The following is a 25,693-nucleotide window of genomic DNA, read 5'->3' as shown; positions in this document are numbered from 1 at the left end:
GAGTCTGTGATGTCTGAACCGACGCTGGCCCCTGAGGCCGGCAACGCAACTGAAAAGGCGCTGACGATTCGCGTGCACGACGGTGACAACGTCGCCATCGTCGTCAACGCACGCGGCCTGCCCGCCGGCACGGCGCTGGCCGATGGCACGGTGCTCGTCGAAGGTGTGCCCCAAGGCCACAAGGTGGCGCTGGTCGACTTGGCCGAAGGCGACGCGATCATCCGCTACAACGAGGTGATCGGTTACGCTGTGAAGCCGCTGCCGCGCGGTAGCTGGGTCAATGAGCACGCCGTGAAGCTGCCGTCCGCCCCCGCGCTGGACGAACTGCCGCTGGCCACGCGCCCGGACCCGAAGCTGGCAAAGCTGGAGGGCTATACCTTCGAGGGCTATCGCAATGCTGATGGCACGGTCGGCACGAAGAACGTGCTCGGCATCATGACCAGCGTGCAGTGCGTGGCGGGCGTGACGGATTACGTCGTGGGCCGCATCAAGCGCGAGCTGCTGCCGCGTTTCCCGAACGTTGATGATGTGGTGGCGCTCAACCACGTGTACGGCTGCGGCGTCGCCATCAACGCGCCCGCCGCCATCGTGCCGATTCGCACGCTGCAGAACCTGGCGGTCAATCCGAACTTCGGCGGCGAGATCATGGTGATCGGCCTGGGCTGCGAAAAGCTTGTGCCCGAACGCCTTGTGCCGGAAAAGCTCGCACCGGGTGGCCGTATTCCGATCGAAGTTGCCGGCACGGCGGATTCGCCGGTGCTGCGTCTGCAGGACGAAGCCTTTGACGGCTTCATCGGCGTGACCGACGCCATCATGGAGATGGCCGAGCGCCGCCTGGAACACCTGAACAAGCGCCAGCGCGAAACCTGTCCGGCATCCGATCTCGTGGTCGGGGTGCAATGCGGCGGCAGCGATGCGTTTTCGGGCGTGACAGCCAACCCGGCGGTGGGCTTTGCGGCCGACCTGATCGTGCGCGCGGGCGGCACGGTGATGTTTTCGGAAGTGACCGAGGTGCGTGACGCCATCCATCTGCTCACGCCGCGCGCCATCGATGAAGACGTCGGCCGCGCGCTGCTGCGCGAGATGGCCTGGTACGACGACTACCTGAGCGGCGGCCAGACTGACCGCAGCGCCAACCCGTCGCCGGGCAACAAGAAGGGTGGCCTGTCCAACGTGGTGGAAAAGGCGCTGGGTTCGATCGTCAAGTCGGGCAGCACGCCCATCGTCGATGTGCTTGGCCCGGGTGAGAAAGTGCGTCGCAAGGGCCTGATCTTTGCTGCGACGCCCGCCAGCGATTTCGTGTGCGGCACGTTGCAGCTGGCCTCCGGCATGAACCTGCAGGTGTTCACGACCGGCCGCGGCACGCCGTACGGCCTGGCCATGGCGCCCGTCATCAAGGTGTCCACGCGTAAGGCGCTGTCGGAGCGCTGGCATGACCTGATCGACCTTGACGCCGGTCGCATCGCCACGGGCGAAGCGAGCATTGCCGACATCGGCTGGGAGCTGTTCCACCTGATTCTTGACGTGGCGAGCGGCCGCAAGCAAGTTTGCGCCGACAAGCTGGGTCTGCATAATGCGCTGGCCCTGTTCAACCCCGCCCCGGTAACCTGATATGACCACTGAAGTCCACGTTCAAACCGACCCGCTCGCGGGTGTGACCACGCGTTGCCACCGCCTGCTGCTGACGGGCGCCGGCGGCAACCTCGGCAAGGTGCTGCGCGAGCGTCTGCCCCAATACGCCGATTCTTTGCGGTTGTCTGATATATCAAATCTCGGCGAAGCACGTGCCAATGAAGAGATCGTGCCGTGCGACCTTGCCGACGCGAAAGCCGTCGATGCGCTTGTCGCCGGCACGGATGCGATCGTGCACCTGGGCGGCGTATCGGTCGAGCGGCCGTTTGAAGAGATCCTGCCGGCCAATATCGCAGGCACCTACAACCTGTACGAGGCGGCGCGTCGTCATGGCGTGCGCCGCATCGTGTTTGCCAGCTCGAACCACACGATCGGCTTCTACAAGCAGGGCGAGGTGATCGACAGCGCCGTGCCCACCAAGCCCGATGGCTACTACGGGCTGAGCAAGGTGTTTGGCGAACAGCTCGCCAGCTTCTATTTCGATCGCTATGGCATCGAGACGGTCGCCATCCGTATCGGCTCTTCGTTTGCCGAACCGAAGGACCGCCGTATGCTCGTCACCTGGCTCGGTTACGACGACCTCGAACAGCTCATCCGCCGCGCGCTGTTCGTGCCGAACGTCGGCTTTACCGTGGTCTACGGCATGTCGAACAACCGCGACCGCTGGTGGGACAACCGTCACGCCGCGCACCTCGGCTACCAGCCTACGCAGACGAGCGAGATCTTCCGCGCGCAAGTCGAAGCGCAACCGCCGCTGCCTGCCGATGACCCGGCAGCGCTGTATCAGGGCGGCGCGTTCGTCAAAACCGGCCCGTTCGGAGACTGACGCAATGCACGTGAATGTAGAGCCGACTGTCGAGCGGATTGGCAGCATGCAATGCGGTGTGGGCGAAAGTCCCATCTGGCATGCCGGTGAACAGGCGCTGTACTGGACGGACATTCCGGGCCGCACGCTGTGGTGCTGGAACTTCTTTTCCGGCCAGACCGACAGTTGGCCACTGCCCGAGATGGCCGGTTGTATTGCCATGGCGCCCAACGGTTGGGCGGTGGCGATGGAAACGGGCATCTTTCTCGCGCCACCGCCCAGTGCCGGCATCGCGCTTGGGCCCCTGCAGCGCCTTGCCACGGTGGCGCATGCTCGCCCCGACATGCGTTTCAACGACGGTCGCTGCGATCGCCAAGGCCGGTTTTGGGCCGGCACGATGGTGCTGGACACTTCGCTGGGTCTGCCGCTCGGCAAGCTGTATCGCTTTGATGCAGATGCCGCGCGCACTGGGCGTGTCGATGCCGTCATCGACGACCTGATCGTCCCGAACGGCCTGGCGTTCAGTCCCGATGGCAAGACGATGTATCTGTCGGATTCGCACGCGAGCCGTCAGACGGTCTGGGCTTTCGATTACGACGTGGACACCGGCACGCCGCACCACCGCCGCGTCTTCATCGACATGAACGCTTACCCCGGTCGCCCGGATGGCGCCGCCGTGGACGCCGACGGTTGCTACTGGATTTGCGGCAACGATGCGGGGTTCGTGCACCGCTTCACGCCCGACGGCCGCCTTGATCGAAGCATCGCTATTCCTACATCCAAACCGGCCATGTGCGCATTCGGCGGCCCCGGGCTGGACACCCTGTTCGTGACGTCGATCCTGATCGGCGACGACCCGCTCTCGGGCGCCACCTTTGCCGTGCGCCCGGGCGTGACTGGATTACCGGAACCCGTCCTGCACCTCTGAAACCGAGTACGCCCCGCCCACAAAAACAACCGGGGGCTTTAGGAGACAACACATGAAACCCATCAAAGGCTTGCGCTGGTGGATCATCGGCCTCGTGCTGAGTGGCCTGATCATGAACTACCTGGCGCGCAATGCGCTGGCGGTGGCGGCGCCTGAAGTGAACAAGGTGCTGAACATCAGCACACAGCAGTACGGCTACATCGTCGCGGCATTCCAGGCGGCCTACATGGTGATGCAGCCGGTGGCGGGCTATGTGCTCGACGTGCTGGGCACCAAACTGGGTTTTGCGCTGTTTGCGGCGGCGTGGTCGGTGGTCTGTCTGCTGCACAGCACGGCGGGCGGTTGGCTGTCGCTGGCGGCATTCCGCGCCATGCTGGGGATGACGGAGGCGGCAGGCTTTCCATCGGCGCTGCGGGCAACGGCGGAGTGGTTCCCGGCCAAGGAGCGGTCGATTGCCACCGGCTGGTTCAACATCGGCTCGTCCGTGGGCGCGGTGGTGGCGCCGCCACTGGTTGTCTGGTGCATCCTGCACGGCAACTGGCGCTTTGCCTTTGCCGTCATCGGCGGGATGGGACTGGTGTGGAGCGTGCTGTGGTTCCTGCTGTACCGCGTGCCGGCCAAGCACCATCGCTTGTCGGCCGAAGAGCGCGAATACATTCGTGCCGGCCAGGAAACGTCGGATGACAACGCGGATGCGCCCAAGCCGTCGTGGGGCAAGATCGTCAGCGGCCGCCGCTTCTGGGGCATCGCCATCCCGCGTTTTCTCTCGGAGCCGGCGTGGCAGACGTTCAACTATTGGATTCCGCTCTACATGGCCACCGAGCGCCATATGAACCTGAAGGAGATCGCGCTGTTTGCGTGGCTGCCATTCCTGGCGGCGGACGTGGGCTGCGTGCTCGGCGGCTATCTCGCGCCGTGGTTCCAGAAGCGGTTCTCGGTGTCGCTCGTCACATCGCGCAAGCTGGTGATGGTGACGGGCTGCCTGTGCATGATCGGCCCGGCCTGCATCGGACTTGCGACGAGCCCCTACACGGCGATTGCGCTGTTCTGCGTGGGCGGCTTCGCGCATCAGACGCTTTCTGGCGCGCTGTACACGCTCACGTCCGACATGTTCGGCAAGCACGAAGTCGGCACAGCGGTCGGGCTGGCGGGCATGTCGGGCTATATGGGCGGCATGCTCTTCTCGCTGGCCGTGGGCACGCTCGCCACGACCATCGGCTACAACCCGCTGTTCGTGGCGCTGGCGGTGTTCGACATCGTGGCGGCCATCCTCGTGTGGACGATGCTCAACGACAAGCAGGCGCGCCCCGTGCCGATGCAGCCCGGTGGAACGGCACCGAGCACGGCGACTTGATTCTGCGTTTGCAGACGTGGGTCAGGCGATCTGCTGGGCAACCTTCGGATTGAGCTTGGCCGGGCTGAGCGGATCGAAGTCGACCCACTCGCCGTTGCGCCAGCGGCCGGCGGCTTCTTCAACGTCCATGCCGCCGGCACCGGCCAGGATGCGCGCGGCTTCGGCTTCCCGGTCCGGTGTCACGCGCACTGCCAGCAGCACGCCGGAATGGCGTGTGCGCAGCGTGGCATCGGGCGGTTGTGCAGGCTGGGGCGCGTCGCGTGTGGCGAGCATGGCACCCGCCAGCGAGCCGATATAGGCGCCCACCCCGGCCGCCACCACCGAGAACAGCACGGCCACGTGCAGCGCAATCAGCACCACCACACCAACAACAGCGCCAACCGCCGCGCCAATCGCCATCCCCTTGCCGGCGCCCGCATGTGCGCGGACGGCGCCGGGGTCGGCATTGCGGTCCCCGCCAATCGGAAACGCTGCGTGCTGGCCGGACGGGTTGACAAAGAAGACGTTCACATCGTCCTCGGGAAAGCGCTGGGCAAACAGCGCACGCGCGGCGTCTTCGGCGCGTTCAAACGTGTCGAAACGGGCTGCGACGATGAGCGACATGGGGCCTCCTGAGAAACGCATTTCCCATAGCGCAAGCAAGCAGGGGGCCTGCGGCCAAAGTCGACCCGAAGTTACCTAAAGCAGGTGATTGGCTGGGCAATCACGCGTCGCCATACTTGCGTCCCAAAGGCCCGGTCGAGGCCGTTCCATTGCCAGACAGACGATAACGAAAACGTGGCCGCCTGGAGCAAAGGGCGGCCAGCCGATACCGCCCGGCAATCCGGCAGTCTTTTGGTATTACAACGGGAGGGTGTCATGTTCTACGGCTTTTCTGCGGTGCCGGGCGCGATCGTGCCTTACGCATACGACTGGCTGCTGGTGGGGCTGTCGTATCTCATCTCGGTGGCGGGGGCGTATGTCGGCTTGCGATGGTCAAGACGCGTGCGCAACACGAACGGCACCCTCGACATGGACCGGCTGATCTGCGCCAGCGTAGCGCTCGGCGGCGGGGCGGTCTGGTCGATGCACTTCATCGGCATGGCGGCCTACCGGACACCCGTCCGGATCGAGTTCGATCTCTTCATGACCATGGTGTCGCTGCTGGTGGTGATGATCTTTGCCGCCGGTGGCCTCGTCATTGCGTCGCGCACCACGGGCAACCGCCTGCGCAACATTGCCGAGGGTGGCGTGCTCACCGGCCTCGGCGTGGCGGTGATGCACTACACCGGCATGGCTGCCGTGCACACCAACAGCAACTTCGACTGGGACGTCTCCATCATCGGCGTCTCGGCGTTGATCGCGGTGGTGGTGTCGATGGTTGCGCTGTGGCTCGCCACAACCGTCAAGACACGCGGCCAGCAGTTCGGCGCGGCGCTCATCATGGGCGTGGCCGTCTGCGGCATGCACTACACGGGCATGACGGCCGGCACGATGATCTGCACGGGGCAGAGCTATTCGCCGTCGCTGTTCGCCATTGAAGGCAGCAACATCGGCTATGCCGTCTTTGCGCTGGCGGGCACCATCCTGATGATCATCCTGCTGATCGAGGCGTCGCGCAGCGCCAGCAGCGCACGCGCCACTGCCTCGGGCACGTTGCGCTGAAACGTGTTGCCAGAACGCCCGGCCGCGTGTTTTTCGGCCGGGCGATTCTCATGGCGGTGGCGCGCCCCGCTACAATCGCGGCCTGGCATTTGTAGATGGCGTTTGAAATGGTGCTTGGCTGGTTTGGCATTTCCACCGTGTGGCTGCTGCCGCTGGTGTGGCGGTATGTGACGCGCGTGCTGGCGGGGGAGCGGGACTTCCTCAAAGGCCGGGGCACCGTGCGGCTCTGGCTGGTGACGCTCGTCGCGCTGAGCGCCAGCGCCGCGCTTGAAGCCCTGACTTCTGGCGCCGACCCGCAGGACAAGGCCGGCGGTGCTGCCGGGCGCGCATTGTCGTCGCTGTTCTCACACATGCTGGGCTGGACGGGCGCGTTCCTCCTGATGCTCGGCGTGCTGATCTGGGTCGCCCCCATGGTGTTCGGACGATCGTGGGGCCAGGTGTTCAACCGCCGTCGCGTCGCTGATGCCGAGGCGTCTTCCGACCCGCACACCGCCCACGACGATCCCATCGACGACGGCTTGCCGACCGCGCTCGGCCTCGGCGGGGCAGGGGAGGCGCGTTGGAGTGGTAACACTGGGGCCGCGCAGCCAGCCGTGCGACACCGTGGCATCGAAGCCGTGTCTGCGCGCCGCCAGCCCGCATGGCAGCCACCCCCGCGCACGCGCCCCTCGCCGCCGCAGCCGGGCGAGATCTGGCCGCTGCTTGACGCAAAGAAGGGCGCACCGGTTGAAGCGCCGGCCACTGTGAAGACGCCGCCCGCAGCTCCGCCCACTCCACCGCAGACGCCTGCGGCACGCCCAAAACCGCGTGCCACCATCGTCAGCAGCCCGTTCCATCAGCCGCAACTTGGTTTGCAAACGCAGGCGCCAGCGCCAGCCCCGGCCGCCCCGCCGCACGCCATGCCCGCTGCCGAGCCGGTTGTCCTGCCGGAAACGACGGTGCCGGAGTTGGTGGAGGCGAAAGCCGCGGTTGCAGAAACTCCAACGGTCGACTTGGACGCCGTACGCCAAGAAGCCGAGGCGCTCCTGGCCGAACTGCGCGGCCTGATGGCGCCCGCCGTAACGCCGACGCCCGCGCAGGAGGTTGCCGAGCCGAGCGGGGAAGCGGAAGCCGAAGCCGCCCCGATTGTCGAAGCACCGCCCGAGGCGGAAGCACCGCCCGTTGCGCCGTCGATCGAGCCGGCCGCGCAGCCGGAAGTCGCGCCTGCCGTGCCTGCGCCCAAGCCGCGCATCGTCTTGCCGGCCGTAGTGGGGGAGGTGGTGTCACGCGCCGCGCCGGCCATTGCCGCAGCGTCCGTGCCGGCGCCCGCACCCGCGCCAACTGCGGCACCTGCCGTACCGCGCATCGTTGACTATCGCCTGCCGGGCGCCGCATTGCTGACCGCTGCAACCCCCAGCGCGGAAGCCGTCTCCGCCGAGCACCTGGAAGAGACCAGCAACCTGATCGCCCAGCGCCTGGCCGAGTTCAAGGTGCCAGTCACGGTCGTTGGCGCATCGGCGGGCCCGGTCATCACGCGGTTCGAGGTCGACCCGGCGATTGGCGTGCGCGGCGCGCAGGTTGTGGGGCTGATGAAAGACCTGGCGCGCGCGTTGGGCGTGACGTCCATCCGCGTCGTCGAAACGATCCCCGGCAAGACGTGCATGGGCCTGGAGCTGCCCAACGCCCGCCGCGAAATGATCCGCCTGTCGGAAGTCGTGAACGCGGCGGATTTCCAGTCGCATGCGTCGCACCTCGTGCTGGCCATGGGCAAAGACATCACCGGCAACCCGGTGGTGACGGATCTCGCACGCGCCCCGCACCTGCTGGTGGCCGGCACGACGGGCTCCGGCAAGTCGGTCGCCGTCAACGCGATGATCCTGTCGATGCTGTACAAGGCCACGCCCGACGACGTGCGCATGATCATGATCGACCCGAAGATGCTGGAACTCTCGGTGTACGAGGGCATTCCGCATCTGCTCGCGCCTGTGGTGACCGACATGAAGCAGGCCGCGCACGCGCTCAACTGGTGCGTGGGCGAGATGGAAAAGCGCTACCGGCTGATGTCGGCGCTGGGCGTGCGCAACCTGGCCGGCTACAACCAGAAGATCCGCGCGGCAGAACAGGCCGGCCGCAAGGTGCCGAATCCGTTCTCGCTGACGCCCGATGCGCCCGAGCCCCTCTCGACGCTGCCGATGATCGTGGTCATCATCGACGAACTGGCCGACTTGATGATGGTGGCCGGCAAGAAGATCGAAGAGCTGATCGCGCGCCTCGCGCAGAAGGCCCGTGCCGCCGGCATCCATTTGATTCTGGCGACGCAGCGGCCGTCGGTGGACGTCATCACCGGCCTGATCAAGGCGAACATTCCGACGCGCGTGGCGTTCCAGGTGTCCTCCAAGATCGACTCGCGCACGATTCTCGATCAGATGGGCGCCGAATCGCTGCTCGGCCAGGGCGACATGCTGTTCCTGCCGCCGGGCACTGGGTATCCACAGCGCGTGCACGGCGCGTTCGTCGCCGATGAGGAAGTGCACCGCGTGGTCGAACACTGGAAGCAGTTTGGCGAGCCCGAATACGACGAAGCCATCCTCGCCGGTGATCCGGGTGAAGCTGCCGCGAGCGGCGATTTGTTCGGTGGCGATAGCGGCGATGCAGAAGCCGATCCGCTCTACGACGAGGCCGCGGCGTTCGTGCTCAACACGCGCCGCGCGTCGATTTCCTCCGTGCAGCGGCAACTGCGCATCGGCTACAACCGTGCCGCGCGGCTCATCGAACAGATGGAAGCGGCCGGGCTGGTGTCGCCGATGGGGCGGAATGGGCAGCGTGAGGTGTTGGCGCCGGGAGGCGGGGAGTGACAGGCGGTGTCTGCCACTCCTGAAGGGTGCGGCGCGACCGATTCATTGCGTCCTGCGGCGGACCTGAAGACCTTGGCCGACTGACGCTTTCCCAGAAGCCCAGTCAGGTATCAACTGCCGGCGCAGCTCAACTTTCGGCGGTGATGTTCAACGATTGCAGCCACGCCCCGAGCCGCACCTCGCCTTCCTCATCCAACTGCCCCGACAACACGCCATACCACTGAGCGACCGCCTCGGCCGGCAGGGTGGCCTTGAGAATCGGCAGGCTGTTTTCCAGAAAGCTCGGGAAAAACGGGATGCCGCGCATGTACAGGAAGTGCGAATCGGTGATGCCAACGTGCGCGTAGACACCGCGCAGCCAATCCAGATACGGCAATGCCTCGGCCATGTGCCCGCTCTGCGTGAGCGACGAGATGAACTGCGTGCGAGCCGTGACGCTGGACATCTCGTGCGTCTGCTCGTTGATCTCGTCGAACTTCATCAACCACGCTTCGCCGCGCTTCAGTTCGCCGCATATGACGGACGTCGTCGCCAGCTGCAGCGCGTTGTGCGCGCTCGGTTCCTGTTCGAACAACGCAAGCCAGTAAGGAAAGGCCTCGGGATAGCGGCGCATGTCCGAATAGGCGAGCGCGCATAGGCGGTTGGCGTCGGCGTGGCGATTCGCGTGGGGTGCTGCCGCGGTGATGGCCGCTTCGTACTGGCCTTGTTGGTAGGCCTCCAAGGCTGGGGCGAGTTCGGGGGCGATGTCGGGCGAGGTGTCGTCGTCTTTCGGCGGTGGGGGCGGGTTGGCGTCCCGGGCGCTGGCGTTTCGGCCGAAGAGTTTTTTCAGTAGGCCCATGGTGTTTTGTTCCTGAGGTGGGGCGTCAGCGCGGATTGCTGGCGGGGTCTGCAACCCGCTTTTTCCCTGGGTATTACAACTTCGGATCAGACTGATCGCTATCCCACTGCCAGATTGTCGAACCGTAGTCCGATACTTCCTCCGGCATCGGGGCTCCCTGCGAGAAGAAACGGCGAGAGCCTGATTTGGCTGGCGTTATCCAGTAGCCGCTCTTCGTGCAGGCTTGCCCTGCTTCACAGCGCATATGCAGAGTAGTTGTGGGCATGGCCTGGGCAACGGGTTGCGATACGAAGTACCAGGTTGTATCGACCGCTTTTGTCTCGGTCAGCGTGATCGATCGCTCCTCCACATCGTCATCGTCGGGCATCGGGAAATCCGCCCAAACGTCGACCGGCTTACCCCAATAGATCTGATATGCAGGTTGCATGGGATATCCCTGGACGCAGAATGCGAGGCTGAAGTCGTTAGCGCCGTCTATCCACTGCTTGGGTACCCACACGCCCGTGCGGGGGCAGGGAGCGCCGGGGCTCACACGCTCGCTGGCGTCAATGGGGTGCTTGGGATATGGAGTTGGAGGCGACATGATCCCGTATCCTTGGGCAAATTTAATCGCGTCAGCAGAGTCGCCTATGTGGCTGTCGTCCCGATCGAGATAGATTTGACTGCTTCCAACTGAGCCGCGGTTTAGCCAAAGCCTCCCACCTGCCTCGTTATTGCGTAACGTTTCGCTTCCCGTACCGCAGGCATAACTCAAGCGGCGGAAGGCTAGGTCCCATTGCTTACGCTGGTCCTCATTCATCCATCCCAGAGGTTGTTCGACGAGCCCGCGGTAGTCTGCTGAGGGAGCCCTCAGAAAATCAATCATCGGCATGTAGTCGTCGCCGTTCTTGATAAACCCGATACCACGTCGGATGTTCTCGGCATGCGTCAGGTAGCGAGATACCCAGTAGTCCAGGCGAGCGGCGCCATGAATCCCATGCCCGGTAATGAGGTTGTTGTACAGCTCGGCGAAGTCTTCGCAGAGGCGGGCGCACAGTTCGTAGTACGCGATCGACGTGGTTTGATAGAGAAACCACGCATCTTGGTCAAGGTTGCGCGGTAAGTTGTAAGGCTTCAGATTTATCGAACTCATTGAATGTCGTCGGGTGAGCGACGAGTCAGCCGGTTGTCGCTTTAAGGCGATAAAGCTGGTTACGCCCGCGCGAGCGTCCAACGAGATTTTCTTCCCTGATGCATCGGTAAGATTTCTCCGGCTTGGAGTGTGATGCTGGCTTGCAGGTCATGCTCTGCTAGCCAGCGGCCCGTTTGGGGAGCCGGTTGCCCACTTTCAGCCCAGATGAGCGGATCGTAAGCGTCAGATCCTACAGATAGCGTTTGCTCCTCTGCGGGATCGGGTTTCAAGAAAACGTAGTCGTCTTCTTCGGCGGGGACGCTCCCGTCCTCGTAGCGTGTATCGCGCCAGAGTAGGCGCCAAGTAACACTTACCCGCAAGCTGTCATCTGCAGTTTCTTGTTTCGCTATTGGCGCAGGCGACCCGCCATGCAAATAGTTCATGCAACCAATGATAGGAAACGGCCCCTTAGGTTTCTCATTGTTGCGGAACAGGCTGAACAGTTGGGGCTTCGGCGCATCCACGGGTTCCCATATGCCCGAATAGGGAATTGTCTTGCCGGTGGGAATGAGTACCTCATCTCTAGGGTTAGGTACGTCAGGTAAGGCAGAGGGGAAATGCATCTTCGGCAGGTTTTCCCGGAACCAATCGCCGTAGATCGTGTGGGCAGGCTCATTTAGCCATTGGCTTTCGAGAATGTCGGGAGAGCATTCGCCCCAAGCCGCACACAGGTTCACCAACGCTCGGTGAAACTGTGTCCAGCCGGGGGTGTTGGCTTCATCGCGTTGCAGTGTTTCCCCGTCCTCCATGCGGAATAGCATCTTCTCCCAATACGTGGGTAAACGGTCGGCCATGGCCAGCTCGCCATTAGCATCAAATTTAAAGATGCGTTTGTCGCCTTTCTTGAGGCGAAGCACCGCCTCTTCGCAATGCGCTAAGCCGTTGAGAATGAGTCTGTAATCTGCAGCAGGCCCCGTCGGTTCTGTGGCCCGTCGGGCACACTCTTCGGTCGCTTGAGCCCAAGCCTGATAGAAGCCGAAGATGCGGTTCCAGGCAGTATAAGAACTGATTTTCTTGAGCCAGTAGAAGATCTGCTTGCGCTCGTGTTCGGTCGGCAGCATGACGCCACCTTGTGTAGCAAGATTCGTGGTCATGGAGTAACAACGACTTCGTGGTTGTCTTTGGAGGCTTCTTCGTGTTGAGCCACCTTGGCAGTATGCACGGTGCGGTTGCCGGGACGCCACAGGTAGCCCCAGATGCCGTTAGCATCAGTCCAACCGGTGGGCCGTATGTGGAATGACATGCCACTGACTGGATCGACCAGCGTCATGGGCTTGCCGCTTGCGACGACTTGCTCGCCGTGGGCCACCAGTTGTTCTGCGAGGGCTTTGTCGAGATAGAAGTAGGCCTGCGTTGCGCCACCCGGCAGGTACTGTCCGGGTAGTTTGGTGCCAGCCTGCTCTGACACGGTGCCGACTGCCGCCTTAGGTCCAACTTTGCCTTCGATTCTGCCGGTCACCAGGAAGCCGTCACGATTGAACTCGTCGAGCACGCCGAACATTTCTCGCCACTCCTTGGCGTTCTTAGGAGCGGACCCCAACCCCCACCAAGCGCCGCCGGCTTTACTGGGACCAATGTCTATCCCATGTGTGACACCTCCCGGCCCAAAAAGCCGAAAGACCTCTTCTCCCTGTTTTAATTCTCGATTGACGATGCGGCCGCTGTAGGCTGCGACCTGCTCCAGTTGGCCTCTCTTGTCGACACGCTTGGTAAGGTCTGGGTATTCGGGTTCAAGTTTGTAGAATTTTTCCCAACTTTTCTTGTCGTTTGCCATTGCCGGATTTTGCTTCCAGCCTCCCCGGGCGGATCGCGTCGGCAACGCCCCTTCCTCCACAAGCCGTGCCTCTTCCGCTCGTGTGGTGACACGTTCGCCTGTCGCAGCTTCATGTAGTGCAACGCGGCTGGTGGTTTCTCCCCCTGAGCGGACGTACGCCTGCAATTCGCGCAACTCCTGATCCAGTTCCTTGATGGCCTTGGGAATCATCTCACTCCCTTTGGCTTTGATTACCGCAAGGCCGTTGCGCAGGGCATCAATTCGCTGGGCGAGGCTCGCCGGGATCATGGAGCCCGCTTTGGCTTTGATCAGCTGTAGCGCGATGTCGAGCACATCCATCAGCGCACCAAAGCGGTCCATGACTTTCGCTTGATACTCCGCAAACCGGAGTTTCAGCAACCACTGCTCCGCGTGCTTGACACCGATACGATTCAGGAACGCAATGATTTCCTGCGCGCCCTCCATGAGCTTTGCGGCACGTGCCGCGCCTGTCAGCAAAGCGGCTTCCTTGAACACTTTGATTAGGATCCGACCAACGCCTTTCACTACGCCGCCGATCACGGGTATCAAAGCGAAGACGAGAACGACCAGCAGTATCCACTCGAAGATTTCGTCCCGTTTTTTGGGGTCGTTGATCAAGCCCATGATCACAGCGATCAGATCGCGTACCGCAGTGCCATCGCCCACCAAGGGAATCATGCCGATCACGGCATCGACGAGGATTTGTGAGAAGGTCGCCTTTTCGTTGAAGGCTCCTTGGACCATACCCCAGGTCCAATCGGCGACGTCGGCACAAATGGATTTGAATTTGCTTAAGCTCAGGCCACCCGGCGCCTGTGCGGTATCAGAAGAAGACATGACGTGCGGACAGAGGATGCTTAGGCGGAAGAGGTTGGCGTGTTGCTCGCCGACAAGTACTTATCGACGAGCTTGGAAAGCTTGCTGTCCGATGGATTCGGATCGTGATTAGGCATCGGCGTCTTGTCTTTGCGCTCAAAGGCACCTGGCATGGGGCCGTAGCTGACTTGCACACTGCCAGGAGGTACGTTTTCCAACGTCGCGCGACCTTGGCTATCCAAAATGCCTTGCCGCTCCGATCCATCTGCAAATTTGGCGAAGTACTTGGCGCCAGCTAGGCCCTGACCGTCGTGATATGTGTGTTCAAGCAGCACGGTTGACGGGGGTAAAGCACCCACCGGCAACGCCGGCAACGCCGCCGCCTGCCCCCCAGGCCCCTCAAACGGATGCCCAGCCCCCTTCACCGACAACAACCCCGACGTCTCAAACGTCACCGCATTCCCTTCCAGCCGGATCAATGAATCCCCACCATGCAGCACGATGTTCTGCTGCGCGAGGATCTCGACCGAGTCGGCCGACGAGGTCACGGTAACGGCCTTGTCTGCCAGCACGGCCAACGCATCGGTATGCGCCTGGATGGACACCGGCCCGCCTTCGGCAATCGCCCGGATGCCGTTGCGTTGGGCGAACAGGCTCACGCCCTTTGCAGCCGCGGCGGCGATGACATTGCCCGCGGCGAGGTGCCAGTCGGCCTGCGCGGTGCCGTGCAAATGCCGCCCGGCGTAGACAGTGGTCGTGGCCTGCGAAGCGAGCGCGATGCTGGAGGGCGATTCGGTCACCAGCAGCGGCTGGCCGAATTTATCGACGGGCTGCGGTGAATCCTGGCCATTGACGTTGCTGGGATACTTGCCGTCCTGCGCAGGGTCGAGCGCCTTGTCGATCGGCTCGAAGGCTTCGTTGGCGGCCAGCGGTAGCGCTTGTTGGCTGGAGGCCGCGTCGGACAAGCGCTGTGCGGTCTTTTGCGCGGCGGTGAGCTGCCCGCGCGCTTCATGGGCGTCGAGCAGCGGGCCGACGGCTTGCGCACGCGCGGTGGTCGAAAGCAGCAGGCCTCCGCCAGCGCGGACCACCGCCCAGGCGTCGGTGCGCAGTTCGGCGCCGGTGCCGCGCCACGTGCCGCGGTCTCCGCCCGTGGCGCCGTGCGAGGTGACATAGCCGAGGTTGAGCTGGCTGTTGGCGGTCGAACTGGCCAGGCGCGTGCGCAACTGGCCGGGATGATCGTCGACGACCCACTGGTTGTAGCCGTCGCCGCCGAGGCCCTGCGAGTGCCAGCCGGACAGGGCTTGCCCAAGCGGCGCATCGGCAGGGGCCCAGGGCAGGGCGTCCTGCGTGTTGTGCAGCTGCACGGCGATCATCGGCCGGTCGATGTCGCCGTCGATAAACGTCAGCAGGACCTGCGTGCCAGCGCGCGGCAGGTGATTGCCGCCCCAGTTCGGGCCCGCGCTGGCGCTGGCCACGCGCACCCAGGCGGTAACTTGCGACCGGTCGCTGTTGGACGGATCGGAAAACGCATTGACCTCCGGCGCGCGCAGCCATGGGAAACGCACGCGCACGCGATGGTCGCGGTCGGTTGTGAGCGGCGCGCCGTCGTCGGCAATGACCACGGCAGCCTGGCCTTCAGGCGCCGTTGGGCGACGCCGGTAGGGCGGCACGATCGGCGCCTCAGCCGGTACGGCGACGAAACGATTGCGGTAGCTGCCCGATTCGATCTCGGTGGTGGAGAGCAAGCGTGCGATGTCGGCGCCGAGGTTGTTGGCGGCTTCGTGTTCCACCTGCAGCGTGACGAACGCGCTGTGCTTGCTGTCGAAATGCTGCGTGAGCGTGAAGCGCTGGCCGGCGCCCAATTGGCGCACGCTGCCTTGGCCTTCGTAGCGCAGGTACGCGCCTTCGTGTGCCTGCATGCGCAGTTGCGCTGCGCGGCTGGCCTCTTGCGTATTCGAGTATTGATACGAGCCCGAGGCTTCAAAGCGTTCCAGCGTGGGCAGCTCGCCGCCGGGGTCGCTGGCGCTGGCTTGGGCGCTGGTCGCAGCCAGTGCCTTGTAGTCCCACGAAGCGAGCGTCATTGCATTGGTGCCCACGCTGTGCGCGTGCGAGAAACGCTCGATCGCGTCTTCGCTTTCGGTGGCGTCAACGCGATGGAAGCGGATCTCCGGCTGCGGGCAAGCCGGACGTTGCGCATCGTTGTCGAAGATGACGACGGTGTGACGTGATTGCGTGCTGCCTTGCTGTTGCTTGTCGTCGCTTTGCTCGTGCTCGATGCGGAACGACAGGCCTTCCTCGGCCAGCAGGCGCATCACGAACGCGTAGTCGGTTTCGCGATATTGGCAGCAAATCGATCGTTTGGAGCACGGCTGCGTTGTCGCAATCTTGTAATGCGCGGTTGGGTATTCGCTGAAGACGTCTTCGATGATCTCCAGCGCGGTCTTGTCCTGGTAGACGAAGCAGTCGCTGCGCGTGCGCAGGCGATCCAGCCAAGGGACGACGCGCAGCCGGTAGCGTGCGAGGCCGCCGTCGCCACCAAGCGACGCGCAATCCGCTACGTAACCGTGCCACGCGCGCCGCTTGCCGTCGGCTTGCACCAGGCGCAGCGTGACCTCCTGTGCGGCCAGCTTGGCCGTATCCAGATGTGCCGACGGGCTCAGGCAATCGATATGCAGGACGAACGAGGCCGACACCGCTTCGGTGGCGGTAAAGCGCTCCACGACGAGGTTGTCGGAAGCGAGCGCCGTCTCCAGCGTGATCTGGCGGGTCTGCTGCCCGAGCAGCGCGCCCAGGACGGCTTGTGGCACGGCGGCCGGCAGGTTGGACAAAGGCTTCATCGGAACAGCGTCGCGCTGGGGTTCGTGTTGCGGTTCAGCAGAAGGATGGGCGCGCGGCCCATCGTGGCCATCACGGCAGCGAAATCGTCAGGTGCGAGAAGCGCGGCCCGAGCTTGATGACCTGCGAATAGCCTTCCAGCGTTTCGTTGGTCTTGGCGCTTAGCGTGTGCGACAGCCCGAGGAAGCCCAGCAGCCCGATCAGCGCAAACACGGCGCCGAAAATCCACAGCGGCGTTTCGCGCTTGAGCATGTGCGCGACCTTGTCGGGCAGCGGCCAGTGCGGTGCAAACGCGGCACGCTTGCCCTTGATGGCAGAAATCTCGTCGCCCAGGCGTGCGGTGAGGTAAGCGAGTTTCTCAGGCCCTTCGAGGATGTACTTGCCGCGAAAGCCCAGCAGCAGGCACATGTGGAAGACCTCCAGCGCCTGCAGGCGCGGTGCACCGTGCGCACGCAGTTCTTCGAGCTTGACGAAGAAGGTCTCGCCGGCGAGCTGTTCGCCAAACAGAACGAGCTGCAGCGGGCGGCGCTCCCAGGCCGGGCGGATCGCAAAGTTGGACGACAGGATGGTTTCGTCCACCGCGGCGCAGAAGGCGTACTTGGCGTCGAACACGTCTTCAGCCGACACGTTCAGGCGCTTGGCGCCGCGGTCGAAATCGTCGAGGAAGGCGCGTACGCGCGAGAGGAAATCTTCTGCGCTGGTCGGCTGCTGGCCATTGCGCAACTGGAACAGCATGAAGAAACCGTCGTACAGCAAGTCGAGCAGCGTGCGGGCGTGCGGGTTGGATTCACGTGCATCCGCCGCAGCGGTTGCCGGTGCCGAACCGCCAAACAGCGAAGGGGTGGAGGTAGCGCTCATGAAGTCACCGCGATCAGTTCAAGTTTGAGTTCCCGGATGCCGGCCGGGGCATAGATGGTGAGGGTCTGCGCCTGCAGCATGCGTTCGTACAGCATGCCGCGCGCTTCCACGGCGAAGTAGCACGCGCCTGGGCGCACCGGAATGGCGGGCGGCACTTGCGGCGTATAGGTGAGCGGCACGCCAGGCATGGACGACAGCACGAGTTTTTCCACGTCGTCGGGGGCGCCGACCTTGAAGCGCGCCGGAATGGCTTCCACCAGCTCGGCGGCGGGCATGTCTGCCGACACCGACAGGTAGAAGCTGGTCTGGTCGTCGATCTTGCCGGAGTCGATGCGGCCGAGGTGGAACGACGGGCGCGTCTCTTCGAGCGCAATCGCAAAGTAGCGCGTGGAGATGACGGTATCGAGCAGCTCGCGCACGATCGTGTCGAGCTTGGCAAACACCGGGCCCGGGTTGTCGTGATCGTAGGCGGGCAGGTCGGCCAGCGTGTAGCTCTTGGTGAACGTCATCAAGGCGCCCGCCAGGCGCAGCATTTCCTGGAACAGGCGCTCAGGGTGCAGGTCCGGGTGGTGATACAGGTGCGACAACGCCGCAAACGCTGCATTGGCCGTATGCAGCAGCCAGAACGAGGCAATGTCGCCGGAGCGGAATTCGATGATGTTCTTGGTCGGCTCGCGGTGGAAACCGTACAGCGCATTGACCTTGGCCTGCAGTGCATCAAGCAGCCGGCGCAGGCGCTGATACAGCACAGCCGAGGCGTTGATCGCCATGCTCGGCGCGACAAAGTTCTCGTCCAGCTCAAAACCACCGGTGCCGGTGCGCCGCACGCGCACCACGGGCAGCGAGATGAACTGCTCGCGCGGTTCCGTCTCGGCAATCAGCTTGACCGACTTCTTCAGATACGTGATGGCGGCGGGCTCGGCCTCCGTATACAGGTCGGCCGTTTCCTCTTCCGTGCCGACAAAGCGCGATACCGATGCGCCTTCGATCTGCTCGCGATAGTTGCCGCCGTTGTCTTGCAGCGGATACAGCGCGATATGGAACGTCAGCTCCGACACGCCGGCAGGAACCGCGTCGAGCACCAGCGGCGGCGGAAGCGCATCGGCCTGCGGCGCGAAGTACAGCTCGCCGTCCGGAAAGAACAGCGACAGCTCGACCACGCGCAGCACGCCGCTGGCCAGCGCATCGGTATCGAAGCGTGCATGGCGGATACCCCATGCATAGGGCTGGATGACTTGCGCAGTCGCATGCAGGCGCGACTCGTGATACGCGTCCTGACGCTGGAAGTGCTGCGGACGCAGGAACAGCCCTTCGCCCCAGAGAATCTTTGCGGAGTAACTCACGTTGGCCCTTGTTGTTCAGCTACCGCACACCGCGGGGGAGAGCAGGTTGAGATCGGTCAGCGGCGTGGCGCCGGCCGGCGTGGTCAGCGTGCCGGATGTCACCGTCATGGCGCAGGCGTGCAGCCCGATCACGATGCCCGACTTCTCGTTCTTCTCGGTGTTGAAGGCAAACTTCCAGCGCTGCGACGCGGGGCTGCGGAACAGCGCCACGATGCCCAGCGTGGTGGCTTCGCGCGAAACTTTCTCGGTGAAGTCGTAACGCTGGCCCGGGATCAGCGTCATCTCACGCACGTTGACGAGGTCGGCGCCCAGCGTTTGTTTCTCGCGCGCCGGGTCGATGAAGGTGTCATACGGCGCCTGCAGGAAGCTGGTCGGGTCCTTCAACGAATACAGGCGCACCACCACCGCAACCGGGCGGCGGTCGTTCGCTGCGTTCAGGTTGTTGCCGGCCGTCATCTTGAGCGGCACTTCACGCGGCGGCTTTTGCGCATCGGGCACGTTCGACGATTTGAGCCCCATCGCTTCCAGCGCGCCGTTGGCCGCACCCGCCAGCACGCTTGCGCCGGTGGAGCAGGCGGCCAGCGCGACCACGCTCGCGCTTACCAGCATCAGCTTGAGCGCCGCCGCAAGATGGTGCTTCAGAGACCGCTTCAGAAGGCCGCCGCAGCCCGGCTGCCTCGCCGCTTGCTCCCAAGCGGCATCGAATTTCATCATCTTCATGCCTGATTTCTGAATTATTTAATTCTCTTTGTTTGACTGCCGCGAGGCCCGTTCGGCTAAAGGAGGCTGTTGAATTGTTTCGGTTCCTTAATAAAGGAAAACAGAAGAATGTTTCGGTTTCTTAATAATCGGAGATCGTTGCAGGGCGCCGCTCTAAGGTACTGAATACAAAGGATGTTTCGGTTTCTTAATAATCCGTTTTTGGTTGTCAACGGCAACGAGCGGAGTGTACTATTTCGCGCCAGTCGAGACCAACATTTAACTCGCCAATTCCGGCGAATTTGACTGGGTATCGACACACCGCTTTGAAACTTTGAAGAGTCTCGCCGTGGCCAAATCCTCGTCTATTTCCGTTCTCCGTTCCTTCATCGTGCTGTCTGCTGCCGCCGCTCTGTTTGCAGGCTGTTCGACCACCAACCCCGGACCCCAAACCGACGAGGCCTTCGGCCAGAGCATGTCGGAGGCGGAAGCTGCGGCCAAGGGCGGCCAGCAGGACAAGGCGATTGATCTGTACCAGCAGATCGCCAAGCAGAACCCGACCCGTGACGAGCCGTGGGTGCGCATTGCGCAGATCCAGTTCGGCGCCGAGAAATATCCGCAAGCCATCCTGGCTGCCGAAGAAGCGCTGCAGCGTGACAACGCAGATCGCCAGGCGAAGAGCATCCTGGCGGTGAGCGGCCTGCGCGTGGCGCGCCGTTCGTTGCAGGAGCTGCGTGCCGACAGCGCGCTGGCCGGCGACGTCAAGACCGACGCGCAGGTGCTTGCCAAGATGCTGCGCGACACGCTGGGCGAACAGGTTCTGTTCCCGGGCGAGCAGACGGCCAAGCAGCCGGTGCGCCGCCCCGCGCGTGTTGTCCGCCGTGCAGCGCCGGCCGCCGAGCACGGCACCACGGCTGCACCTGCAGCCGCCACCGGTGCTGCCAGCGGCAGCGCTGACCCGTTCGGCGCACTGCGTTAAGCACAGCGCTGGTTCCGCATTCCTGGAGGAACGTGATGGCCAAGAAAGAAAGCGTACAGAAGCGTCTGCAGAAGGTGCGTCCGCCGCGCGTGCAGCTGACGTATGACGTCGAGATCGGCGACGCAATCGAGACGAAGGAACTGCCATTCGTGGTGGGCGTGGTGGCAGACCTGTCGGGCCAATCCGAAGTGCAGCAGCCCAAGCTGCGCGACCGCAAGTTCGTCAACATCGACCGCGACAACTTTGACGAAGTGATGAAGGGCGTGGAGCCGCGCGCGGCGTTCCAGGTGCCGAACACGCTGACGGAAGACGGTGGCCGCTTTGGCGTCGACCTGAAGTTCCGTTCGCTTGAGGACTTCAGCCCCGAAGCCGTTGTCGAGCAGGTCGAGCCGCTGCGCAAGCTGCTCGAAGCGCGCTCCAAGCTGGCTGACCTGCGCAACAAGATGGCCGGTAACGACAAGCTCGAAGACCTGCTGTCGGAAGTGCTGAAGAACACCGAAAACGCGAAGAAGCTGGGCGCCAAGCAAAACGGGGGCGAGGATGCTTGAGAACCAATCCGCTGCGCAAGGCGCCTCGGTTGCGGAAGAGGTGAGCCTGCTCGACAGCATCGTCGAGCAAAGCCGCGTCGCCAAGTCCGACTCCGAGCGCGCGCGCGCAAAAGACATCATCGGCGAGCTGGCAAGCCAGGTGCTGAGCGGCACCGTGGTGGTGTCCGACAACCTGTCGGCCACGCTCGATGCACGTGTGGCCGAGCTGGACCGCCTGATCTCGCAGCAACTGAGCGCGATCATGCACGCGCCGGAATTCCAGAAGCTGGAATCCACCTGGCGCGGTCTGCACTACCTCGTCAAGGAAACGAGCACCGGCCAGACGATCAAGATCAAGGCGCTCAACGCGACCAAGCGCGATCTGACGAAGGACTTCAAGACCGCCATCGAGTTCGACCAGAGCGCGCTGTTCAAGAAGGTCTACGAAGAGGAATTCGGCACCTTCGGCGGGGCCCCGTTCGGCGCGCTGATCGGCGACTACGAAATCACGCGTCAGCCCGAAGACATGTACTTCATCGAGCAGATGGCGCACGTGGCTGCGGCTTCGCACGCACCGTTCATTGCCTCGTCGTCGCCGGAGCTGCTGGGCCTGGAATCGTTTGCCGACCTGGGCAAGCCGCGCGACCTGGCGAAGGTGTTCGACACGGTCGAATACGCCAAGTGGAAGTCGTTCCGTGACTCGGAAGATTCGCGCTACGTCGGTCTGACGTTGCCGCGCTTCCTGGGCCGTCTGCCGTACAACCCGAAGGACGGCACCGTGGTCGAGAGCTTCAACTTTGTTGAAGACGTGGATGGCACCGATCACAGCAAGTACCTGTGGTGCAACGCCGCCTGGGCGTTCGGCGCGCGCCTGACCGCGGCGTTTGACGACTTCGGCTGGTGCGCGGCCATCCGCGGTGTGGAGGGCGGCGGCCTGGTCGAAGACCTGCCGACGCACACCTTCAAGACCGACGACGGCGAAATCGCACTCAAGTGCCCGACCGAAATCGCCATCACCGACCGCCGCGAGAAGGAACTGAGCGACCTCGGCTTCATCCCGCTCGTGCATTGCAAGAACACGGATTACGCCGCGTTCTTCGCTGCACAGTCGGCGCAGAAGGCGAAGAAGTACGACTCCGACAGCGCCAACGCCAATGCGGTGCTGTCTGCGCAGCTGCAGTACATCTTCTCGGTATCGCGCGTGGCGCATTACCTGAAGGCGATGATGCGCGACAAGATCGGCAGCTTTGCCTCGGCCAAGAACGTTGAGACGTTCCTGAACCGCTGGATCTCGCAGTACGTGCTGCTGGACGACAACGCCACGCAAGAACAGAAGGCGCAATTCCCGCTGCGCGAGGCGTCGATCCAGGTGGCGGAGGTGCCGGGCAAGCCGGGCACGTATCGCTCGGTGGCGTTCCTGCGGCCGCACTTCCAGCTCGATGAACTGTCGATCTCGCTGCGCCTCGTGGCGGATCTGCCCAAGTCGGCCAACTCGTAATTCCTGACCGGACTCTCCCCGGGGGGGAATGTTCGGGCATAACCACCCGTTACGCTCGTTACCCGTTGCAGTACCAACAACCAATCTATTGAAGAGGGTCTCTGTATGAAGGATATCTACGTCAAGTTCGACAGCCCGGCAATCAAGGGGGAGTCGCAAGACAAGGATCACAAGGACTGGATCGAAATCAACAGCTGGTCGCAGGCCATCAGCCAACCGCGTTCGGCCACGGCTTCGACCGCCGGCGGCCACACGGCTGAGCGTTGCGAGCACCGCGACATGGTCTTCACGAAGGATCTGGACGTCGTCAGCCCGCTGCTGTACCAGCACGCTTCGGGCGGCACGACGTTCGGTGAAGTGACCATCGAATTCTTCCGCGCAGATGGCGAAGGCAACCGCGTGAAGTACCTCGAAGTCAAGCTGAAGAACGCCATCCTGAGCGAAGTCGATTCGCAAGTGGTGGCCCAGGGCATCCCGACCGACACGTTCAGCCTGCGCTACGCCGCTGTGCAATGGAAGTACACGCAGCAGAAGAGCGCCGGCGGCCAAGGCGGCAATTCGCAAGGCGCCTGGAGCCTCACCAAGAACGACAAGACCTACTCGGTTTAACGTTTGGTGTTCTCCTGATGACAAGAGCCGCAGCCGCCGTGCTGCGGCATCTTGTTTTCTAGCAGCATATGAAAGGCTTCGAACCCAGCCTGCTCGACAAGCTCTTCGACGACGAGCCGCATGCGCCCATGCCCACGGCATTGCGCCAGCTCTCGCTTGAAGAACTCAAGAGCACCGTGGCACGCGACATTGAATCCTTGCTCAACACGCGCATCGTGTTGGAAGAAGAGGATTTGCACGGCTTGCCCGAATGCAAGCGGTCGCTGCTTACGTATGGCCTGAACGATTTTTCCGGCCTGAGCCTGGCCAGTTTCTACGACCGCAACTACATCTGCCAGTCGCTCACCAAGGCGATCGAGCGGCACGAGCCGCGACTGCAGCATGTGAATGTGTCGCTGGAAATCAATGAACGCGCGACCAATGCCTTGTGCTTTGGGATCAGCGCAGTGCTGCTGGTGGGGCCCGCACGCGAGCCCGTGAGTTTTGACGCCATGCTGCAACCGTCGACGCTGCGGTATTCCGTGTCACGCGGACGCGGCTGAGACTGCTCGGACCTGCACAACGCACCACTCGCAACACGCTGAAGTACCCGCAGGACCGCCACCGGACCGCCACGAAGAATGGAAGAGTTGCTGCCCTATTACGAACGAGAACTGGCCTTCCTGCGCCGGTACTCGCGCGACTTCGCCGAGCGGTATCCGAAGATCGCCGGCCGCCTCGCCATGTCGGGCGACGGCTGCGACGATCCGCATGTCGAGCGGATGATCGAATCGTTTGCCTTCCTGACCGCACGGGTCAGCAAGAAGCTCGACGACGACTACCCCGAATTTACCGAGGCGCTGCTGGAAGTGCTGTATCCGCACTACCTGCGGCCCTTTCCATCGTGTTCCGTGGCGCATTTCGATGTGCGCGGCGTCGCGGCGCAACTGAGCGCGCCGGTCACGATTGCGCGCGGCACGTTCCTCACCACACGCATGGTGCGCAAGGTCGAATGCCGCTTCCGCACCGCATACGACGTCACGTTTGCGCCGGTGCGCGTTGCCGCGGCGACGTTCGAGCGCGCGGTGTCTGCGCCGGCCGCTGTGCAACTGCCCAAGGGCGCGACCGGCTCGATCGCCATCACGCTGGAATACGTGGGCGAACGCGGCGGTTTCGAATCGCTGTCGATGGACAAGCTGCGTGTCTACATGGACGGCGAGCCGTCGTTCGTGGCCGCATTGGGTGATGCGCTGTTCCTGCACACGGCGGCCGGATATGTGGAAGCCGAACGCGCCGGCGTGTGGAAGCGTCTGATTTCTGTGCCGTTGCACGAAGTCGGTTTTACAGAAGACGAATCCCTGATCGATTGCCCGGCGCGCTCGCACCCGGCCTATCGGCTGTTGACCGAGCACTTCAGCTTTGCCGAGAAATTCAACTTTTTCGACATCGACCTGGCCGCATTGCGACACGGCCTGACGCCGGGCGTGCCGGTGCGCCGTCTGACGTTGCATCTGGTGCTGAAAGACGTGCGCAGCGATTCGCACGCCGCACGCCTGCTCGAAAACCTGCAGCCCGAGCACCTGCGCCTGCATTGCACGCCCGTGGTCAATCTGTTCCAGCAAAAGGCCGATCCGATCCGCATTGAACATACGGCCAGTGCGTACCCTGTGGTGGCAGACAGCCGGCGCGCGCACGGCTTTGATATCTACTCCATCGACAACGTGCAACTGGTGCGTGAAACCACGGCGCACGAGAAGGTGACGGAGTTCCGGCCGTTCTATTCGCTGCATCACGGCGAGGAGCCCGGTCGCGCGGGGCATTACTGGCTGGCACGCCGCAACGAACTGATCGCACAGCGCAGCCCGGGTTTCGAAACTGAAATCTCCATCGTCGATACGCAGTTCGACCCCGCCAGCCCGCAAACGGACACGCTGAGCCTGACCGTCACCTGCACGAACCGGGACTTGCCTTCGACGCTGGCGTTTGGCCAGCCCGATGGCGATCTGTCGATGGAAGGCAGTTCCATCGCCCGCAACATCACCTTCCTGCGCAAGCCGACGCCGTCGATGCGGTTTGGAGGCGGGCGCGCGGCGCAGTGGCGGTTGATCTCGTTGCTGGCGCTCAACCATCTGTCGCTCGTGCAGAACGGTCTGCCGACGCTGAAAGAGATGCTGCGCCTGCACGACCTGCCGCGCAATGCGATCTCGGCGCGGCAGATCGAGGGCATCGTCGGTCTCGACTACCAACCGGCGACGCAGTGGCTGGCCGGCAAGCCGTTCGCCACCTTCGTGCGCGGCCTGGAGGTGCGCCTCACGCTGGATGAGGACGCCTTTGTGGGCACCGGCATGCACCGGTTCATCCGTGTGCTGGACCACTTCTTCGGCCTGTACGTCCACATGAACAGCTTTGTGCAGTTGATTGCGGTCTCGCGCCGCACCGGCAAGGAATTGGTCAAATGCGCACCCCGCAGCGGCGAATCGATCCTGGTGTGATCCGGCGGCGGGGGGCGCCCGCGCCCCCCCGCGCGCATGTAAAAGCGCGGCGGCGCC

General features: G+C 63.5%; 21 protein-coding genes. 12 read left to right on the top strand and 9 right to left on the bottom strand.

Going from position 1 to position 25,693, the window contains the following annotated elements; translation table 11 throughout:
* Positions 1 to 9 precede the first annotated feature (9 nt).
* The 4 genes from garD to AAHM38_RS17305 are packed head-to-tail and all read left to right on the top strand — an operon-like array spanning position 10 to position 4,719.
* Positions 10 to 1,611, top strand: coding sequence for a galactarate dehydratase (gene garD / locus AAHM38_RS17320; protein WP_116575989.1), 1,602 nt, complete (start codon positions 10 to 12; stop codon positions 1,609 to 1,611).
* 1 nt (position 1,612) lies between these two features.
* Positions 1,613 to 2,458: an NAD-dependent epimerase/dehydratase family protein gene (locus tag AAHM38_RS17315; RefSeq protein ID WP_116575988.1), complete on the top strand. Its 846-nt coding sequence runs from the start codon at positions 1,613 to 1,615 to the stop codon at positions 2,456 to 2,458.
* 4 nt (positions 2,459 to 2,462) lie between these two features.
* Positions 2,463 to 3,365 (top strand): SMP-30/gluconolactonase/LRE family protein, encoded by a 903-nt coding sequence (locus AAHM38_RS17310; protein WP_116575987.1) that lies wholly within the window; start codon positions 2,463 to 2,465, stop codon positions 3,363 to 3,365.
* A 52-nt stretch (positions 3,366 to 3,417) separates the two neighbouring features.
* Positions 3,418 to 4,719: an MFS transporter gene (locus AAHM38_RS17305; RefSeq protein ID WP_116575986.1), complete on the top strand. Its 1,302-nt coding sequence runs from the start codon at positions 3,418 to 3,420 to the stop codon at positions 4,717 to 4,719.
* Positions 4,720 to 4,740: 21 nt separating this feature from the next.
* On the opposite strand, the gene AAHM38_RS17300 is transcribed toward AAHM38_RS17305, so the two are convergent.
* A complete protein-coding gene (locus AAHM38_RS17300; protein ID WP_116575985.1) occupies positions 4,741 to 5,322 on the bottom strand; it encodes a hypothetical protein in 582 nt (193 codons plus the stop codon).
* A 255-nt stretch (positions 5,323 to 5,577) separates the two neighbouring features.
* Here AAHM38_RS17300 and AAHM38_RS17295 point away from each other — a divergent pair, with 255 nt between their 5' ends.
* Together AAHM38_RS17295 and AAHM38_RS17290 are read left to right on the top strand one after the other, a co-directional pair.
* Complete coding sequence (locus AAHM38_RS17295) at positions 5,578 to 6,363, top strand: MHYT domain-containing protein (protein ID WP_116575984.1); 786 nt, start codon at positions 5,578 to 5,580, stop codon at positions 6,361 to 6,363.
* A gap of 95 nt (positions 6,364 to 6,458) precedes the next feature.
* A complete protein-coding gene (locus AAHM38_RS17290) occupies positions 6,459 to 9,197 on the top strand; it encodes an FtsK/SpoIIIE family DNA translocase (protein WP_116575983.1) in 2,739 nt (912 codons plus the stop codon).
* Positions 9,198 to 9,324: 127 nt separating this feature from the next.
* Here AAHM38_RS17290 and AAHM38_RS17285 read toward each other — a convergent pair whose 3' ends face one another.
* The 8 genes from AAHM38_RS17285 to tssJ form a co-directional block, all read right to left on the bottom strand.
* Positions 9,325 to 10,035 (bottom strand): hypothetical protein, encoded by a 711-nt coding sequence (locus AAHM38_RS17285; RefSeq protein ID WP_116575982.1) that lies wholly within the window; start codon positions 10,033 to 10,035, stop codon positions 9,325 to 9,327.
* A 73-nt stretch (positions 10,036 to 10,108) separates the two neighbouring features.
* The gene (locus tag AAHM38_RS17280) at positions 10,109 to 11,167 is read right to left on the bottom strand and encodes a hypothetical protein (RefSeq protein ID WP_116576026.1); all 1,059 of its coding nucleotides are present in this window, start codon (positions 11,165 to 11,167) and stop codon (positions 10,109 to 10,111) included.
* 59 nt (positions 11,168 to 11,226) lie between these two features.
* Entirely contained in the window at positions 11,227 to 12,300 is a 1,074-nt protein-coding gene (locus tag AAHM38_RS17275; RefSeq protein ID WP_116575981.1) for an Imm71 family immunity protein, read from the bottom strand.
* The gene (locus tag AAHM38_RS17270; protein ID WP_116575980.1) at positions 12,297 to 13,838 is read right to left on the bottom strand and encodes a hypothetical protein; all 1,542 of its coding nucleotides are present in this window, start codon (positions 13,836 to 13,838) and stop codon (positions 12,297 to 12,299) included. The genes AAHM38_RS17275 and AAHM38_RS17270 overlap by 4 nt, the downstream gene beginning before the upstream one ends.
* Positions 13,839 to 13,858: 20 nt before the next feature.
* A complete protein-coding gene (locus tag AAHM38_RS17265; RefSeq protein ID WP_116575979.1) occupies positions 13,859 to 16,654 on the bottom strand; it encodes a type VI secretion system Vgr family protein in 2,796 nt (931 codons plus the stop codon).
* 70 nt (positions 16,655 to 16,724) lie between these two features.
* Positions 16,725 to 17,510, bottom strand: a complete 786-nt coding sequence (locus AAHM38_RS17260) for a DotU family type IV/VI secretion system protein (protein ID WP_116575978.1) — start codon at positions 17,508 to 17,510, stop codon at positions 16,725 to 16,727.
* Positions 17,507 to 18,853 (bottom strand): type VI secretion system baseplate subunit TssK, encoded by a 1,347-nt coding sequence (gene tssK / locus AAHM38_RS17255; RefSeq protein WP_116575977.1) that lies wholly within the window; start codon positions 18,851 to 18,853, stop codon positions 17,507 to 17,509. Before tssK ends, AAHM38_RS17260 begins: the two co-directional genes overlap by 4 nt.
* A gap of 15 nt (positions 18,854 to 18,868) precedes the next feature.
* Positions 18,869 to 19,462 carry a type VI secretion system lipoprotein TssJ gene (gene tssJ, locus AAHM38_RS17250; RefSeq protein WP_254659080.1) on the bottom strand — a complete coding sequence of 198 codons (594 nt, stop codon included), beginning with the start codon at positions 19,460 to 19,462 and terminating at the stop codon, positions 18,869 to 18,871.
* Between the two features lie 439 nt (positions 19,463 to 19,901).
* On the opposite strand from tssJ, the gene AAHM38_RS17245 reads away from it, so the two are divergent.
* From AAHM38_RS17245 to tssF, 6 genes are all read left to right on the top strand, one after another.
* Entirely contained in the window at positions 19,902 to 20,531 is a 630-nt protein-coding gene (locus AAHM38_RS17245; RefSeq protein WP_065854821.1) for a hypothetical protein, read from the top strand.
* 35 nt (positions 20,532 to 20,566) lie between these two features.
* Positions 20,567 to 21,079, top strand: a complete 513-nt coding sequence (tssB, locus tag AAHM38_RS17240) for a type VI secretion system contractile sheath small subunit (RefSeq protein WP_009241817.1) — start codon at positions 20,567 to 20,569, stop codon at positions 21,077 to 21,079.
* Positions 21,072 to 22,556 (top strand): type VI secretion system contractile sheath large subunit, encoded by a 1,485-nt coding sequence (gene tssC / locus AAHM38_RS17235; protein WP_009241816.1) that lies wholly within the window; start codon positions 21,072 to 21,074, stop codon positions 22,554 to 22,556. The genes tssB and tssC overlap by 8 nt, the downstream gene beginning before the upstream one ends.
* Positions 22,557 to 22,661: 105 nt before the next feature.
* The gene (locus AAHM38_RS17230) at positions 22,662 to 23,165 is read left to right on the top strand and encodes an Hcp family type VI secretion system effector (RefSeq protein WP_009241815.1); all 504 of its coding nucleotides are present in this window, start codon (positions 22,662 to 22,664) and stop codon (positions 23,163 to 23,165) included.
* A gap of 68 nt (positions 23,166 to 23,233) precedes the next feature.
* The gene (tssE, locus tag AAHM38_RS17225) at positions 23,234 to 23,707 is read left to right on the top strand and encodes a type VI secretion system baseplate subunit TssE (RefSeq protein WP_009241814.1); all 474 of its coding nucleotides are present in this window, start codon (positions 23,234 to 23,236) and stop codon (positions 23,705 to 23,707) included.
* A 78-nt stretch (positions 23,708 to 23,785) separates the two neighbouring features.
* Positions 23,786 to 25,636: a type VI secretion system baseplate subunit TssF gene (gene tssF / locus AAHM38_RS17220; RefSeq protein ID WP_116575976.1), complete on the top strand. Its 1,851-nt coding sequence runs from the start codon at positions 23,786 to 23,788 to the stop codon at positions 25,634 to 25,636.
* Positions 25,637 to 25,693 lie beyond the last annotated feature (57 nt).

Source organism: Ralstonia sp. OTU4908, assembly GCF_038440115.1.
Lineage (GTDB): Bacteria > Pseudomonadota > Gammaproteobacteria > Burkholderiales > Burkholderiaceae > Ralstonia > Ralstonia pickettii.
The sequence above is the reverse complement of the archived record's forward strand: the minus strand, read 5'-3'. Positions and strand labels throughout refer to the sequence as shown.